Source organism: Bradyrhizobium sp. U87765 SZCCT0048 (genome assembly GCF_018131225.1).
GTDB lineage: Bacteria > Pseudomonadota > Alphaproteobacteria > Rhizobiales > Xanthobacteraceae > Bradyrhizobium_A.
In genome coordinates, this window is sequence record NZ_JAFCMM010000003.1 from 736,212 (window position 1) to 752,137 (window position 15,926).

A 15,926-nucleotide genomic window follows, 5' to 3' on the forward strand; every position below is an offset into this window, starting at 1 on the left:
AGCGGCGCCGCAGCCGGCGGGCGACAGCGACACCCTGGTCGCGCGCAGCCGCTTCGGCATCGTCAACCTCGTCCGCGCGGTTCCAATCCGCTGGCGCATCCTGTCGATCGCCGCGCTGAACTCCGCCGTGGTGCTGGTGCTGGCCGGGCTGATCTGGAGCGGCGCCAAGGTGCTGGATTCGGCCTGGGACGACGTTCGCCAGGTGCGCAAGTCCGACAAGGTGCTGGCGCTGCTGGAGAGCGAGACCGGCCGGCTGCAGAACCTGATCCACCGCTACATCAATCAGCCGAGCCCGGACCTGTTCGCCGAGATCCTGCTGCTGCGCGAGGCGGTGCTCGGCACGCTCAAGAGCCGCGCCTCGACCGATCCGATGCTGTCGGGCTCGGTCGCCGAACTCGAGCGCGTCACCGAATCCTTTCTCGACGGCTTCGGCGAGCTGCGCTCGGTGCAGGCCACCATCGCCAAGACCTACGAGGAGCAGGTGCTGACGCCGGCTCGCGACATGGCCGGGCTCTACTCCATCATCGAGGGGGCGACCGGCCGGCGCGAAGCGCTGATCTGGCCATCGCTCGGCAAATCGCGCGAGGCATTCACCGCGATGCTGGTCGCGGCCAACTCCTACTACCTGTCGCTGGCCTCCGAATCGGTCGAGGAAGCGCGGCGCAACGTCGAGACCATCGAACGCACCATCCCGGTGATGACCGACCTCGCCGAGAACGACCTGCAACGCATCGCCCTGCAGCGGCTCAGGCAGCGCACCGAGGCGCTGCGCGAAGGCCTGTCCAGGCTCAGCGACCAGTTCGCCGCCCGCACGGCGTTGCTGCGCAACTCGATCGACGCCAGCCAGGCTGAAACCATCGCCGCGATCGACGGCCTTTCGGTAAAGATGCGGCAACGCGAACAGCTGGCACAGGAGAAATTCGACCAGACGCTGGCCGACATCTCCCGCAAGGTGCTGTCGATTTCGCTGTTGTTCCTCGCCCTGATCATCGTTGCCGGCATCGTCATCGCGCTCAGCATCCGCCTGCCGCTCCAGCAGATCATGGCGTCGATGCAGGCGATCACCTCCGGCGACCTCGACCGCAAGGTACAGGGCACGCGCGCCACCGACGAAATCGGCGCCATGGCGCGCTCGGTCGAAGTGTTCCGCGAGAACGCCATCGCCAAGCGCACCGCCGAGGAAGAACTTCGCGCCGCCAAGGAGCGCGCTGAAAACGCGCTCGCCGAACTCAGCGCGACCCAGCAGAACCTGATCGACGCAGAACGCCTCGCCGCGCTCGGCGGGCTCGTCGCCGGCGTCGCCCACGAGGTCAACAACCCGATCGGCATCAGCCTCACTGTCGCCTCGAGCTTCGCGCGGCGCAGCGAGGCCTTCGCCGGCGATCTCAGCGCCAATGTGCCGCTGCGGCGCTCGCAGCTCGAGGAATTCGTCCGCCAGTCCCAGGACGCCGCCCAGCAGCTCGTCGGCAACCTGCAGCGTGCCGGCGAACTGATCCAGTCGTTCAAGCAGGTCGCAGTCGACCGCTCCCACGCCGAGCAGCGCGAATTCGACCTGCGCGAAGCGACGGACCAGATCATCGCCAGCCTTCGACCGGTGCTCAAGAAGGCGCCGGTCACCGTGGTGGTGGACATGCCCGAGAGCCTCGTCCTCAACAGTTATCCCGGCTCCTATGGCCAGGTGCTGACCAACCTGTTCCTCAACGCCGCCACCCATGCCTTCCCCGATGGACGTCCCGGCACCATCCGCGTCGGTGCCACGCCGCGCGGCGCCGACGATATCGAACTGGTGTTCTCCGACGATGGCATCGGCATGACCACGGAGGTGCAGCGCCAGGCGTTCGACCCGTTCTTCACCACGCGGCGCAGCGAAGGCGGCACCGGGCTCGGTCTGCATATCGTCTACAATCTCGTGATCCAGCAGCTCGGCGGCCGCATCCGGCTGGAATCCAAAGCCGGCACCGGCACCACTTTTCGTATCATCCTCCCGAGAAACGCCATGCGCGGCTCGGACCTCACCCCCAACGCAACCCAACGCGGGACCACGCAATGGCCGACCAGGACGATGTCCTCCATCTGATCGACGATTCCGGGCACACGCCGGAGATCGACACCCGCCGCAGGTGGAAGGTCGCGGTGATCGACGACGATCACGCCGTGCATGAGGGCACGCGGTTCGCGCTCAGCGACTACAACCTCAACGGCCAGGGGCTCGAAATCCTGTCGGCCTATTCGGCGGCCGAGGGGCGCGAACTGATGAAGGCGCACCGCGACATCGCCGCGGTGCTGCTCGACGTCATCATGGAAACCGACTCCGCCGGCCTTGATCTCGTCGAGTTCATCCGCAACGACCTGCAGAACGAGACGGTGCGCATCATCCTGCGCACCGGGCAGCCTGGCCAGGCGCCGGAACGCCGCGTCATCGTCGACTATGACATCAATGACTACAAGGCCAAGACCGAGCTTACCGCTGACAAGCTGTTCACCTCGCTGACCGCCGCGCTGCGCAGCTACCAGCAGCTCGAACGCATGGTGCAGACGCGCCGTGGCCTCGAGATCATCATCGATGCGGCGTCGACGCTCTACGACTTCCGCTCGATGCAGCGCCTCGCCGAAGGCGTGCTGACCCAGATCGCTTCATTGCTCAACGTCGATTGCGCCGGCATCCTGGTGCTGCGTGACGGCGGCGACATCGGACAATCGTTCTCGGTGCTGGCCGGCTCCGGCTGCTACAGGCGCTTTACCGATCACCGCGAGCCCCAGTCCCTCGACGCCGACCTGCGCCAGATGGTGGAAGCCGCATTCCAGCGGCGCAAGCACGACTTCGCCGACCATCGAACAGTGCTGTATGTCCGCACCGGCAGCGGCCGCGAGGTGGTGGTGCTGCTGGAATCGGCGCGTGAGCTCTCCGACACCGACCGCTCGCTGGTCGAGATCTTCGGCAGCCGGCTGTCGATCGCTTTCGACAACGTCATCCTCTATCAGCAACTGCAGGACGCCAATTCGCAGCTCGAAGACCGCGTCAGTGAACGAACGCGCGCGCTGATGACCGCCAACCGCCGGCTGTCATCGCAATGGCTGCGGCTGCAACGCGCCAACGCCTTCAAGAACGAAGTGCTCGGCACCGTCGCCCACGACCTCAAGAACCCGCTCGGCGTCATCCTCGGCCGTACCGAAATGCTGAGCGAGCTGCTTGGCGTCGATTCTGCCAAGGAACACATCGCCACCCAGGTCGACCACATCCGCGATGCCACCAAGCGACTGACCGTGATGGTCGATCACCTGATCGCCGATGCCATGGCCGATGCCTTCGACATCACCATCCGCCGCGAGTCCGTCGACATCGCCCAGCTCGTCGCCGAAGTCGCGGAAGCCAACCGGCCCCTGGCCCTCAACAAGCAACAGCGCCTCGATGTGTCGGCCCCGGCCAACCAGACGGCGATGTGCGATTCCGACCGCATGCGCGAGGCGATCGACAATCTCGTCAGCAATGCGATCAAGTATTCGCCGATCGGCGGCCGCATCGTGCTCGCTGTCGAACCGGACGGCGACGCTCTGTGCATCCGTGTCAACGACGAAGGCGCGGGGTTGTCGCCGGAGGACATCGCTCGGCTGTTCGGCCGCTTCCAGCGCCTGTCCGCCAAGCCCACCGCAGGCGAGAGCTCGACGGGCCTCGGCCTCTCCATCGTCAAGCGCATCGTCGACATGCACGGCGGCACGGTGGCCGCGCACAGCGGAGGCCCCGGCCAGGGATCGACGTTCTCCATTCATCTGCCTGCTGCAAAGTCGAACTGACATGAGCCAGCCTCCCCACATCATCATTGTCGACGACGAAGCGCCGGCGCGCGAAATGGTCGGCGACTACCTGCGCATGCACGGCTTCGGCGTCACGCTGTGCGATGGCGGCAAGAGCCTGCGCGGCGCCATTGCCTGCGGCATGCCCGACCTCGTGGTGCTCGACCTCAACATGCCGGAGGAGGACGGACTGTCGATCATCCGCGACCTCAAGAGCCGCAGCGACGTCCCGGTCATCATGCTGACGGCGACCGCCAGCCCGATCGACCGCGTCGTCGGCCTCGAGCTCGGCGCCGACGACTATCTCGCCAAGCCCTGCGAACTGCGCGAGCTGATGGCGCGCATCCGTTCGGTGCTGCGGCGAAGCACCCCCGCGAAGAGCGCCGCGGCGCCGGCGGAAGCCGCCCGGGACAAGGAAGCGCTCGTCCGCTTCGGCACCAAGTGGCTCGACCTCGACGCCCAGGCCCTGCGCGACGACGACGGCAACGAGCACCCGCTGACCGCCTCCGAGTTCGGGCTGCTCAAGGTGTTCGCCGCCAACCCGAAGCGGGTGTTGTCCCGCGAGCGGTTGCTGGAACTCGCCAACGCCCGCGACAGCGAGGCGTTCGACCGCGCCGTGGACCTGCGGATCATGCGGATCCGCCGCAAGATCGAACCCGACCCCGCCCGCCCGAGCGTCATCCGGACCATCCGGGGCGGCGGCTATGTGTTCTCGCCAGGAGACGACAGGGCCTGATCGACGGCCATTGAAATTATTGGTGTTTTTCCTGAATTGTTTCGTCGCGACAGGCGCGACGAAACAAAAAGGCGGGGGCACGAAACCATTTTCGCCCTGGCAAGGAAACACCGTGAAACGCCGCCCCCCTATCAATGCTCCCAACGACGCGCACCGAAGCGCGAGAGGGAGCCGATCATGCAAAACGCAATCGCCATCACCAGCGCAGCCGGCAGGGGAATCCTCGCCGCCCAGGCCACCTCGGATGACATGCTGATCGAAAGCATCGCCGGCGGCAGCAAGAGCGCGATGCACATTCTCTACGCCCGCCATCACCTGCGGACCTACCGCTTCATCCTGCGCATCGTGCGCGATGCCGCAATCGCCGAGGACCTCGTGAGCCAGGTGTTCCTCGATGTCTGGCGCACCGCCGGCCAGTTCGAGCAGCGCTCGCAGGTGTCGACCTGGATCCTGTCGATCGCCCGCTTCAAGTCCCTCACTGCACTGCGTCAGCGCCGCTTCGAGGACATCGACCAGGACGAGGTGCTGCAGATCGCCGACGACGGCGACAATCCTGAAGCCGCGTTCGACCGCGCCCGGACCAGTGCCGTGCTGCGCGCCTGCATGAACAAGCTGTCGGCCGCTCACCGCGAGGTGATCGATCTCGTGTACTACCATGAGAAGTCGGTGGAAGAAGCCGGCGCGATCATCGGCATTCCACAGGCGACGGTGAAGACCCGCATGTTCTACGCGCGCAAGGCGCTCGCCGAGTTGCTGAAGCGTGAGGGCATCGAGAGCATCGCGGCCTGATCAACATCGCAGGCCACTCGTTCGCAGCCCATTCGTTGACGTCGCGCGCCGCAAAGCAGCGCGCCTCATCCGGTGACATTCGCCGCGCCGGCCGGCCGTGAGCCGCCGGTCATCCCGCCCGCCGGAATCGCGGCTCAGGTGCGATGCCGCCGCGGCCACACACCTCCTGGCGGAACCGGACACCTGCTGCCGCGCATGGCGTGTGACGGCCATACGGGCCAGCGTCGTTTTCATGAATCATTTATGAAGGACGTGCGATCACCCCGTCTGCCGATCGGCTCCGGCGGTCGCAGGCGCTTGCCAGCCTGCGGCGGCTGGGCTTTGATGGTGTCCTGCCCGCTCCGCTCCATTCATTCCGAGAGGCCTGAATGACCAAGACGACGACCGCACTGACCCGTATTTTCCTCTGCTTGCAGCTCGCGGGCCTCGCGCTGCTGATCCCTTCGTCGCATGGTGTCGCGCAGACCGTGGAAATGAACATCGACGATCAGCCGGGTTACGTGCCGTCGGACGAGGCCCTGCCGCCGGAATACCAGCGCCAGCTGGTATTCTACCGCACAAGCGAGCCGCCGGGCACGATCATTATCCAGACCTCCGAGCGCTATCTCTATCTGGTGCAGCCCAACGGCCGCGCGCTGCGCTATGGCATCGGCGTCGGCCGCGAAGGCTTCCAGTGGCAGGGACTGCTGCGCATTTCGCGCAAGTCGGAATGGCCGGACTGGACGCCGCCCGCCGAAATGATCCAGCGCCAGCCCTACCTGCCGCGCTTCATGGCCGGCGGCCCCGGCAATCCGATGGGCGCGCGGGCACTTTATCTCGGCGAGACAGTGTATCGCATTCACGGCACCAACCAGCCACAGACCATCGGCAGTGCCGTGTCGTCCGGCTGCTTCCGTCTCGTCAACAACGACATCGTCGATCTGTTCGGGCGTGTGCCTGTCGGGACCAAGGTGGTCGTCCGCCAGCGCCCCACGCTCTGATCGCCTCCGCCTTCGATTTCATCCCGTTCGATTCGACAAGAGAGTTCCATGGCCCTTTTCCGAATGTCCCTGCCCGCACCGCTGGCGTCCGGCCTGCTCGCGGCGTCGATCGCGCTCGCATCACCCCCTGGCGCACAGGCGCAGACCCTGAACGCGATCAAGGATCGCGGCCAGCTGGTGTGTGGCGTCAGCACCGGCCTGACCGGCTTCTCGCTCGCCGACGACAAGGGCAACTGGAGCGGGTACGATGTCGACTTCTGCCGCGCGCTGGCCGCGGCGATTTTCAATGACACCGGCAAGGTAAAGTTCGTGCCGCTCAACGCCAGCGAGCGCTTCAACGAGCTGAAGTCCGGCAAGATCGATGTGCTGTCGCGCAACTCGAGCTGGACGATGGGACGCGAAACCGAGTTCAGCCTCAGCTTCACCGGCATCACCTACTATGATGGCCAGGGCTTCATGCTGCACAAGTCGACCCGCAGCGTCGATTCGGCGCTGGACCTCGGCGGCGCCAAGATCTGCGTCCAGGCCGGCACCACCACCCAGGCCAACCTCGCCGACTACTTCCGCACCAACAACCTCAAATACGAAGAGGTCAAGTTCACCGTGCTCGCCGACCTCGTGAAGGCCTATGACAGCGGCCAGTGCGATGTCTTCACCAGCGACGTGTCGCAGCTGCACTCCGAGCGCGCCAACTTCTCCAAGCCCGGCGATCACGTCATTCTGCCCGACGTGATTTCCAAGGAGCCGCTCGGTCCGGTGGTGCGCCAGGGCGACGACGGCTGGCTCCAGATCGTCAAGTGGACGCACTTCGCCATGCTCAACGCCGAGGAGCTCGGCGTGACTTCCAAGAACATCGACCAGGCGTTGCAGTCAGCGAAGCCCGACGTCAAGCGGCTGGTCGGCACCGACGGCAACTATGGCGAGCAGATTGGCCTGACCAATGACTGGGCGGCACGCATTATCCGCCTTGTCGGCAACTACGGCGAAGTCTACGACCGCAATCTCGGCGTCGGTTCGAAGCTGGCTATTCCACGCGGCCTCAACCAGCTCTGGAACGCGGGCGGCATCCAGTACGCGCCACCGATCCGCTGAGCGCGGCACATCCGCGTCGGCAGGGTGCGGGCTGATCGGCTGGAGCGCGTTCGCTTTTGATGGAATCGTGAACGCGCTCGAGCATTTTGTTTTGACGCGTCTTCTTCACGCGAACCGGTGCCCACTTCGCTCGAAAACGCTCTAATGACGTGTCGGTGATGGACCGGAGATCGATGCCACCATCCGCTTCAGGCGGCTGGTGAGCGCGTCGATCGAGAAAGGCTTGGCCAGGATTTCCATTCCCGGTTCGAGAAAGCCGTCGCGCATTGCCGCATCCTCGGCGTAGCCGGTGATGAACAGCACGCGCAGGTTCTTGCGTTGCAGCCGGGCAAAGTCGGCGATCTGGCGACCGTTGAGGCCCGGTAGCCCGACATCCGTGACCAGCAGATCGATCTGCCTTGCCGATTCCAGCACCGGCATCGCCGCCTTGTCGTCCGCCGCCTCGATGGTGCTGTAGCCGAGCTCTCGCAGCGCCTCGATCACCATCAGCCGCACCGCCGGATCGTCCTCGACCACCAGCACGGTCTCCTGTGCGGACGGCGCGGCCTCGGCGACACTCGGCACGACAATCGGCGCGGCGCCGCGGTAACGTGGTACGTAAAGGGCAACCGTGGTGCCCTCGCCTTCCGTACTGTCGAGCTGGACATGGCCGCGCGCCTGTTTGGCATAACCGTAGATCATCGACAGCCCGAGGCCGGTGCCTTGCCCGATCGGCTTGGTGGTGAAGAACGGATCGAACGCCCGCTTCATGACGTCAGGCGGCATGCCGACGCCGGTATCCTTCACCTGCATCACCACATAGTCGCCGGGGGCGAGACCGCCCTGCCGATGCAGCGAGCGCGCATCGGCGCTGACGTTGACCGCCTCGATGGTCAACACCCCGCCTTCCGGCATGGCGTCGCGGGCGTTGATCGCCAGATTGAGCAGTGCCGTCTCGATCTGGTTGGCATCGCCTTCCGCGATCCACAGATTGTCGGCGACATCGAGGCGAACCGCGATACGCTCGCCCAGCGTGCGCTTGAGCAGATCCTCCAGCGAACCGATCAGCCGCCGCAGGTCGAGCGGCTTGAGATCGAGGGTCTGGCGGCGCGAGAACGCCAGCAGGCGGTTGGTAAGCCCCGCGGCGCGATTCGCCGAAGCCACCGCCGCATCGATGAAACGGTCGACGTCTCCGTTCCTCCCGGCTGCGAGCCGACGCTTGACGATGTCCAGTCCGCCGATGATGCCGGTCAGCAGATTGTTGAAATCATGGGCAATGCCGCCGGTAAGCTGGCCGACCGCCTCCATCTTTTGCGACTGGCGCAACTGGTCCTCGGCGGCCTGCAGCGCCTCCTGCGCCTGCTTCTCGGCGCTGACATCTCGGCCCACGGCATAAATCAGTCCGCTGTCGCGCACCGCGGTCCAGGAGATCCAGCGGTAGGAGCCGTCCTTGTGGCGAAGGCGGTTCTCGAACCGCGGCGTCGCGCCGATCTCGACCAGACGCGCCAGCTCGGCCCGGGTGCGCACACCGTCGTCGGGATGCTCGAGCCATTCGGACGACTGGCCGACCAGCTCGGCCTCGAGCCAGCCCAGCGTCGCCGTCCACGCCGGATTGACGCTGAGCCAGACGCCCGCCTCGTCGGCGATCAGCATCAGGTCCTGCGACACGTTCCATAGATGGTCGCGCTCGCGCGTCCGAGCCTCGACCTTGCGCTCGAGCGACGAGTTTGTCCGCGCCAGTTCCTCCTCGCGCGCGCGCAGGTCGCGCGTCGCATGGACCTGGCGCGTGGTCTCGCCGACGACGGCGAGCACGCCGAACGGCTGGCCGTCCTCGTCGCGCACCGGGTTGTAGTCGAGGTTGAGCCAGACGTCCTCCGGCCGGCCATTGCGATGAAGCACCAGATGCTGGTCGCGGAACGAGATTGCACGCCCCTCGAAGCCCGCATCCATCACCCGCCGGTTGAAGTCGGCGACCTCCGGCCACATCTCGAACACGGATCGGCCGAGAAGTCCGGGATGGCGGCTGCCCGCGACCGGAATATAAGCGTCGTTGTAAACCATCACGCCCGTCCTGCCCCACAGCAGGCACATCGGCACGGGCGAATGGACCACGATGTCGATCACGCTCCGCAGGCTCTGCGGCCAGCGTGCGATCGGGCCGAGGGGCGTTTTCGACCAGGAAAATCCCCGGATCGCCGTGCCCATGCGGCCACCGCCGACCGGGAAGAGATTCTCGCTGAACCTCAGCGCCTGCTCTGCAGGATTCATGATGCCCGTCATGATGAGAGGGACACCGGAACCCCGGTCGGGTCCACGGCGGCGTTTGCGACTTTCGGAGGGGAGCGCCTGCCGATCGGTGCGCGAGACCCCGCGACCACGGGCATCGGCGGGCACGGCAGAATGCCGCGCTCCAGACAAAATCCTCTATTTTTCAACACGTTACCGAATTCCCCGCCTGCGCGGCGCGCTTCAGTACCGCTTCAGCCGCGCGAGTTGATCAGCATGAAAGTTTGAATCGCCAAAAAGTTCCTGACAAACCCGCATTCGCTTCATAAAAAATCCGATGTCGAACTGGTCAGTCATGCCCATGCCGCCGTGCATCTGCACCGCCTCCTGCACCGCCAGCGTCCCCGTGGTGCCCGCCTTGGCCTTGGCGACCGCCACGGCTGCCCCGGCCGCCGCTGGGTCGGCATCCATCAGTTGCAGCGCCTTGAGGACGGTCGCGCGGGTCAATTCGATCTCGCAATAGAGATGCGCGGCGCGGTGCTGCAGCGCCTGGAACTCGCCGATCAGCCGGCCGAACTGCCTGCGCTCCTTGAGATAGTCCACCGTGCGCGTGAACGCCTCCTCGGCCGCGCCGAGCATTTCGGCTGCGACGGCACCACGGCCGACATTGAGGACGCCGTCCAGCAGCGTGCTCCCCTGATCGACCTCGCCAAGCACGCTGTCCGCGGTGACGTCGACATTGTCGAATGTGATCCGCGCGGCGTTGTGCGCGTCCACCATGACCGTACGCTCGATCGCGATGCCCTTGCTCCTGGGATCGACCAGGAACAGCGTCAGGCCGCCGGCCTCGCCCGGCGCGCCCGCCGTGCGGGCCGCCACGATCAGCAGATCGGCGACATGGCCGTCGACGACAAACCCCTTGGCGCCGTTGAGGCGAAAGCCGTTGCCCGACCGCGTCGCCTGCAGCGCCGTCTGCAGCGGCCGGTGCTTGACGCCCTCGTCGACCGCGAGCGAAGCCACGAGCTCGCCCCTGGCGATCCGACCGAGATGTTCGGATTTCTGTGCCGCCGTGCCGGCCTGGCGCAGCGCCGACGCCGCGAGCACCGCCGTCGACAGGAATGGCGACGGCATCAGGTTGCGGCCGATTTCCTCCATGATGACGCCGGCCTCGACGCATCCGAGCCCACTGCCGCCGAACTCTTCCGGCACAAGCAGGCCGGCAAAACCCATGTCGGCGAACGCGCGCCACAACTCGCGCGAGAAGCCGATCGCATCGCGGCTGTCGCGCAACTGGCGCAGGTGCGCGACCGGCGCCTTTTCGCCGATCAGACCGCGCGCACTGTCGCGCAGCATGGTTTGTTCTTCATTGAGGACGAGAGCCATGACAGGAATTCCGCTTTGAAAAAATCGTGATGGGAGAGCGACGACGCGACCGGCAGGAAAGCCGGATCACGCCCCCGGCAGGTCGAGGATGCGCTTGGCGATGATGCCGAGCATGACCTCGCTGGTGCCGCCCTCGATGGAGTTGGCCTTGGTGCGCAGCCACGACCGCGCCCTGGCGCCGTCCTCTGAGCGTTCGCTCTCCCACTCCAGCGCATCGATGCCGCCTGCGGCCATCAGCAACTCGTGACGGCGCTTGTTGAGCTCCGTGCCGTAATACTTCATCGCCGACGAGAACGCAGGATGCGCCTGGCCGGCCTTGGCGAGATCGACCGCACGTTCCGCGGCGCAGGCCAGCGCCGCTTCGTCGATCTCGAAGGTCGCGATCTGGCCGCGCAGAACCGCGTCATCGATGCGGCCCTGCTCGTCGGTACCAAGCGAATCTGCCGCGACCTGGCCGAGCGGCCGGCCGCCGCGTTCGCCCATTCCGCTGATCATCGCGCGCTCGTGCTGCAGCAGATACTTGGCAACATCCCAGCCGCGATTGACGGTGCCGAGCACGTTGGCCTGCGGCACCCGGACATTGTCGAAGAAGGTTTCGCAGAACGGCGACTTGCCGGAGATCAGCAGGATCGGCTTGGTCGATACGCCGGGCGAGCGCATGTCGAACAGGATGAAGCTGATGCCGTCATGCTTCTTTGCCGCGGAATCGGTGCGCACCAGGCAGAAGATCCAGTCGGCGTAATTGGCGTAGGACGTCCAGATCTTCTGGCCGTTGATGATGAAGTCGCTGCCGTCGGCCTCGGCGCGGGTCTGCAGCGAAGCGAGATCAGAGCCGGCATTGGGCTCCGAATAGCCCTGGCACCAGCGGATCAGGCCAGCGGTGATCTTCGGCAGGTGCTCGCGCTTCTGGGCGTCGGTGCCGTATTTGAGCAGCGCCGGCCCAAGCATCGAGATGCCGAACGACACCAGCGGCAGCCGCGCCGAGATCGCCGCCATCTCCTGACGCAGGATCTTGGTCTCCTCGCCGTCAAGGCCGCCACCGCCGTATTCTGTGGGCCAGTGCGGCACGGTCCAGCCCTTGTCGCGCATGCGCTCGAACCACACGCGCTGCGGCTCCGACGAGAAGGTGGCATTGCGACCGCCCCAGAAGGTATCCTCCTCCTTGGTCATCGGCTTGCGCATCTCCGGCGGACAATTGGCCGCGAGCCAGGCGCGGGTCTCTTGTCGGAAATGATCGAGATCAGCCATCGGCGTTTCCTGCTGTCGCTTTGCTGTTGACTATGTGCTGTTGACTATGTGCTGTTGCCATTGTCGTCGCGCTGACGCGCGGACGAATTGGCCGCGAACTTTACCCGTCGCCTTGCGGAATACAACATGGCGGCGACGATCGGTCCCGGCATGGCTGCCGCGCGCCAGTTTCGCGCTGCGAAACAACAACGCTTTCAAACGAGCGCATCCCTGAGTTTCCGTCTGGCGAAATGAGAAGCAGGCAACGGACTGGCGCGCCTTCTGTAAACTCCGGGCGCGCCGAACGGCCTTTGTCACGCTGGATCGCGCGCGTGCCGCTCGCAGCCTATTGCCTGGTCCGGACCGGACGCATATCCCCTGCGAGACGGGCGAGGGCTACCTTGTTGCCGACGCCGAGCTTCACATAGATCTCGCGGAGGTGGTGGCGCACGGTATAGGGCGAACATCCCAGCCGCTGGGCAATCTCCTTGTAGGACAGGCCTTCGCGATACCAGGTGACGATCTCCGCCTCGCGCGGCGACAGGCGATCGAGCGCGCTGCGCGGGCGCGCATACAACAAGGTCAGGTCGCCCTGGCGATGGAGCGCGACGCTCAGGCGATCGCCATCGAAATCATCGCCCCGTGCAATGGACGCGCACAGCGCCCCTGGCAGTTGATGCCCGCTCCAGGCTGGCCATTCGCTGTCCATCAGCACGGAGAACGCAGGGTCGCTGACATGCAGCAGGCCATGCCGGTCGGCGACGGCGAAACCCTTGCGCGGCCCGTCCGCGCCGGCATGTGCGCCCTCGCAATGGTACCGCAAATTCGCATGCCACGCCGCGACGACATGGGGCATGATGATTTCGTGCAGACATCGATCGTCGTCATCGAACGGCGTCTCGTCGAACGGCCGGTAGAGCGACAGGAATGTGAGCAGGCTGGGCGTGGACGCCGCCACGGCCACGGACGTCGCACTGCCAATGCCAAACCGCTCGCCCATGGACAGAAATTCGCGGTGCTTCATATCCACGGTGCGGACGCTGGAGGCCACGCCCGGCCGCGCGATTACGCGCGTCGCCAGTTCGTCCTTGTCCTTGAGCGCTTCCCATTCGCGCACGAACTCGCCGGGCAGTGCATCGACAAAGGTGCTGTGCAACGTCAGGGAGCCATCCGCTGGCGCGCGCAGCATGCCCCAATAGGCCGAACGGAACGGCAACTCGGCGCGCAGCCGCGACAATGCCGCCTTCTGGAAACGATCAGGCGCGTGCTGACGCGACAACGCATAGAGGTCGAGCAGAAACGCGCTCGCGCGCCGGGCAAGGCCACGCTCGTGCGCCCCCGACGCCATCGCGCCGGCCGCGCCGCTGCGCGGCCGTGCCTGCCGGCGAGACCTCATGGACACGGGCGCCGACGCGATGTTCGCCATGCACTGCCTCCAACCTCCCTCACGTCTCCTTGTGGAAACTGGCTGAAGAGTAATGCAGGCCCGAAGGTCTTTTCAATGCGGAACCACGATCTGCTGCGGCGAGACAACCCTGCCGAGAAGGCCGCGGCGGCCGCGTGGCGCATCCCACGCGCCGCCAGCAGCCGTGTTTACGCCGCCACGTGAACGCGGGGGCGACGACCGGCCCACGGCAACGATTGTTCGAGCTGGCCGGCGAGACGCAGGAGAACGTCCTCGGCGCCGGACCGTGCGACGAACTGCATGCCGACCGGCAGCCCCTTGGCATCAACGGCGAGCGGCAGGCTGATCGCGGGCTGCCCGGTCATGTTGTAGAGCGCCGTGAAGGGAGCATACCTGAACAGGCGATCGTACCAGCCCTTCGCACCGAGCGCTGGATCGTCAGCATTGATGAAGCCGAGCGGCAACGCGGCGCCGGTGGTCGTCGGCGTCAGCAGCACATCGAACTCCCTGAAGAACGGTGCGACGGAACGGCAGACGGCGTTGGCAAGCACATCAGCCGTTTCGAGATCGGTCATCTTCAACGACGCGCCATATTCATAGCAGGCGAGCGTCGTGGCTTCGAGCGTCTCGCGGGACGGCTTACGGCCGGTCAATTGTGCGGCCCCAAGCACGCCGGCGGCGAGAAAGCCGCACCAATAGGTCATGTTCGCGGCGTGGAAACTGGCCTCGTCAAAAGCCGGCGACGCCTCGGTGACATGGTGGCCAAGGGATTCGAGATGGCGAGCCACGCGCATCACTTCATCGCGAATGTCCTCATCGATCGTCGCATTTATCATCCCCGACAGCGACACCGCCACGCGCAGACGCCCGGTCGGCGCGCCGACCTCCTCTGCATAGCGCCGCTGCGGCGGCGCGATCTCGAAGGGATCGCCGACACCGGGGCCCTGCACCGCATCGAGCATGGCCGCGCTGTCGCGGACCGTGCGCGAGACCACGTGCTCGATCCCGAGGCCATGCAGCGCATAACCGGACTCGGGGCCGACCGGCGTGCGTCCACGCGTCGGCTTGAGCCCCACCAGCCCGCAGCACGCGGCCGGAATGCGGATCGAACCGCCGCCATCGTTGGCATGCGCGACCGGCACGATGCCGGCCGCAACAGCCGCGGCCGAACCGCCGCTCGAGCCGCCGGGGGACCGGCCGGTGTCCCAGGGATTACGCGTCGGGCCGTACAGCACCGGCTCGGTGGTGCTGCAGAACCCGAACTCCGGCGTGCTGGTGCGACCGAGGCTCACGACGCCCGCGGCCTTGAAGCGCTGCATCAGGTCGGTGTCATGAGGCGAGACGAAGGCGCCCGCGACCAGCCGGCTCCCCATGTCGCAGGCAACGCCCTCGCTGTGCAGGACCAGATCCTTGATCAGGAAGGGCACGCCGCAGAACGGCGCGCTGCGGTCTGCCGCCGGCGGCTGCGGCTCGATCCGGCCGATGACCGCATTGAGAGTCGGATTGACGGCATCGATGGCCCTCTGGGCCGTCTCGGCGACCTCGCCAGCGCTCACCTCGCCGCGCCGCACCAGCGCGGCAAGGCCCAATCCGTCATAGCTTGCGTATTCCTCGAGCTTCATCCCACCCTCTGGATTTTTTGTTGCGATCCCGGCCAGCGGAGCAGATCCGCCGGCCCCGCGCCATCGATCAGATGTTCGATCCGGATGGCGACCGCCGACGGCGAGCCGGCACACGATCTTGCGCCATGGGCGCCCGCCTCCCACATTACGGCATCGACCTCGACGAGAGCCGCCATGACCACCGAACCGCAGAGCACATCACGTCCGATCATCGCCGGCACGCGCATCGGCCATGTCCATCTCAAGGTCGCCGACCTCGATCGCGCGCTGGCGTTCTACTGCGGCGTGCTGGGCTTCGAGCTGACACAGCGCTATGGCGCCCAGGCCGCGTTCATCTCCGCCGGCGGCTATCACCACCACATCGGCCTCAACACCTGGGAGAGCAAGGGCGGCCATCCGCCGCCGCCCGGCAGCACCGGCCTCTACCACACCGCGATCCTCTACCCGACCCGCGCAGCGCTGGCGGATGCGCTGGTGCGCGTGGTCGAGGCCGGCATCCCGCTCGACGGCGCCAGCGACCACGGCGTCAGCGAGGCGCTCTACCTGCGCGATCCCGACGAGAACGGCGTCGAGCTGTACTGGGACCGCGCGCAGGACCAGTGGCCGCGCAATGCGGATGGCTCGCTCGCGATGTTCACCCGTCGGCTCGACCTCGACGACCTGCTGCGCGCCCGCGATCCAGTGTGAGGGCGGCC

12 protein-coding genes are annotated in these 15,926 nt (G+C 66.2%); 7 read left to right on the plus strand and 5 right to left on the minus strand.

The features are described 5' to 3' along the window. Positions 1 to 34: 34 nt before the first annotated feature. The 6 genes from JQ639_RS21945 to JQ639_RS21970 all read left to right on the plus strand — a co-directional run bounded on the left by JQ639_RS21945 (position 35) and on the right by JQ639_RS21970 (position 7,389). Positions 35 to 2,077: a sensor histidine kinase gene (locus tag JQ639_RS21945; RefSeq protein ID WP_211968544.1), complete on the plus strand. Its 2,043-nt coding sequence runs from the start codon at positions 35 to 37 to the stop codon at positions 2,075 to 2,077. After that, complete coding sequence (locus JQ639_RS21950) at positions 2,047 to 3,792, plus strand: ATP-binding response regulator (RefSeq protein ID WP_211968373.1); 1,746 nt, start codon at positions 2,047 to 2,049, stop codon at positions 3,790 to 3,792. The genes JQ639_RS21945 and JQ639_RS21950 overlap by 31 nt, the downstream gene beginning before the upstream one ends. Before the next feature lies 1 nt (position 3,793). Continuing rightward, positions 3,794 to 4,528, plus strand: a complete 735-nt coding sequence (locus tag JQ639_RS21955; RefSeq protein WP_211968374.1) for a response regulator — start codon at positions 3,794 to 3,796, stop codon at positions 4,526 to 4,528. Between the two features lie 177 nt (positions 4,529 to 4,705). Next, positions 4,706 to 5,317 carry a sigma-70 family RNA polymerase sigma factor gene (locus JQ639_RS21960; RefSeq protein WP_211968375.1) on the plus strand — a complete coding sequence of 204 codons (612 nt, stop codon included), beginning with the start codon at positions 4,706 to 4,708 and terminating at the stop codon, positions 5,315 to 5,317. 368 nt (positions 5,318 to 5,685) lie between these two features. Continuing rightward, positions 5,686 to 6,297: a L,D-transpeptidase gene (locus tag JQ639_RS21965; RefSeq protein ID WP_211968376.1), complete on the plus strand. Its 612-nt coding sequence runs from the start codon at positions 5,686 to 5,688 to the stop codon at positions 6,295 to 6,297. 48 nt (positions 6,298 to 6,345) lie between these two features. Next, on the plus strand, positions 6,346 to 7,389 hold the full coding sequence (locus JQ639_RS21970; RefSeq protein ID WP_211968377.1) for an amino acid ABC transporter substrate-binding protein: 1,044 nt from the start codon (positions 6,346 to 6,348) through the stop codon (positions 7,387 to 7,389). 141 nt (positions 7,390 to 7,530) lie between these two features. Here JQ639_RS21970 and JQ639_RS21975 read toward each other — a convergent pair whose 3' ends face one another. From JQ639_RS21975 to JQ639_RS21995, 5 genes are all read right to left on the minus strand, one after another. Beyond that, entirely contained in the window at positions 7,531 to 9,636 is a 2,106-nt protein-coding gene (locus JQ639_RS21975) for a hybrid sensor histidine kinase/response regulator (protein ID WP_211968378.1), read from the minus strand. 201 nt (positions 9,637 to 9,837) lie between these two features. Continuing rightward, a complete protein-coding gene (locus JQ639_RS21980; RefSeq protein WP_211968379.1) occupies positions 9,838 to 10,977 on the minus strand; it encodes an acyl-CoA dehydrogenase family protein in 1,140 nt (379 codons plus the stop codon). 66 nt (positions 10,978 to 11,043) lie between these two features. Further along, positions 11,044 to 12,225 carry an acyl-CoA dehydrogenase family protein gene (locus JQ639_RS21985; protein WP_211968380.1) on the minus strand — a complete coding sequence of 394 codons (1,182 nt, stop codon included), beginning with the start codon at positions 12,223 to 12,225 and terminating at the stop codon, positions 11,044 to 11,046. 325 nt (positions 12,226 to 12,550) lie between these two features. Beyond that, on the minus strand, positions 12,551 to 13,441 hold the full coding sequence (locus JQ639_RS21990; protein ID WP_211968381.1) for a helix-turn-helix transcriptional regulator: 891 nt from the start codon (positions 13,439 to 13,441) through the stop codon (positions 12,551 to 12,553). A 356-nt stretch (positions 13,442 to 13,797) separates the two neighbouring features. Next, entirely contained in the window at positions 13,798 to 15,231 is a 1,434-nt protein-coding gene (locus JQ639_RS21995) for an amidase (protein WP_211968382.1), read from the minus strand. Positions 15,232 to 15,405: 174 nt separating this feature from the next. Here JQ639_RS21995 and JQ639_RS22000 point away from each other — a divergent pair, with 174 nt between their 5' ends. Further along, positions 15,406 to 15,918 carry a VOC family protein gene (locus JQ639_RS22000; protein ID WP_211968383.1) on the plus strand — a complete coding sequence of 171 codons (513 nt, stop codon included), beginning with the start codon at positions 15,406 to 15,408 and terminating at the stop codon, positions 15,916 to 15,918. The last annotated feature ends 8 nt before the right edge of the window (positions 15,919 to 15,926 follow it).

Excerpts from the sequence above, each read along its gene's own strand:
- JQ639_RS21965 (WP_211968376.1), top strand. The coding sequence starts at position 5,686 with ATGACCAAGACGACGACCGCACTGACCCGTATTTTCCTCTGCTTGCAG.
- JQ639_RS21970 (WP_211968377.1), top strand. The coding sequence starts at position 6,346 with ATGGCCCTTTTCCGAATGTCCCTGCCCGCACCGCTGGCGTCCGGCCTG.
- JQ639_RS21975 (WP_211968378.1), bottom strand. The coding sequence starts at position 9,636 with ATGAATCCTGCAGAGCAGGCGCTGAGGTTCAGCGAGAATCTCTTCCCG.
- JQ639_RS21960 (WP_211968375.1), top strand. The coding sequence starts at position 4,706 with ATGCAAAACGCAATCGCCATCACCAGCGCAGCCGGCAGGGGAATCCTC.
- JQ639_RS21980 (WP_211968379.1), bottom strand. The coding sequence starts at position 10,977 with ATGGCTCTCGTCCTCAATGAAGAACAAACCATGCTGCGCGACAGTGCG.
- JQ639_RS21985 (WP_211968380.1), bottom strand. The coding sequence starts at position 12,225 with ATGGCTGATCTCGATCATTTCCGACAAGAGACCCGCGCCTGGCTCGCG.
- JQ639_RS21955 (WP_211968374.1), top strand. The coding sequence starts at position 3,794 with ATGAGCCAGCCTCCCCACATCATCATTGTCGACGACGAAGCGCCGGCG.
- JQ639_RS21950 (WP_211968373.1), top strand. The coding sequence starts at position 2,047 with ATGGCCGACCAGGACGATGTCCTCCATCTGATCGACGATTCCGGGCAC.
- JQ639_RS22000 (WP_211968383.1), top strand. The coding sequence starts at position 15,406 with ATGACCACCGAACCGCAGAGCACATCACGTCCGATCATCGCCGGCACG.
- JQ639_RS21995 (WP_211968382.1), bottom strand. The coding sequence starts at position 15,231 with ATGAAGCTCGAGGAATACGCAAGCTATGACGGATTGGGCCTTGCCGCG.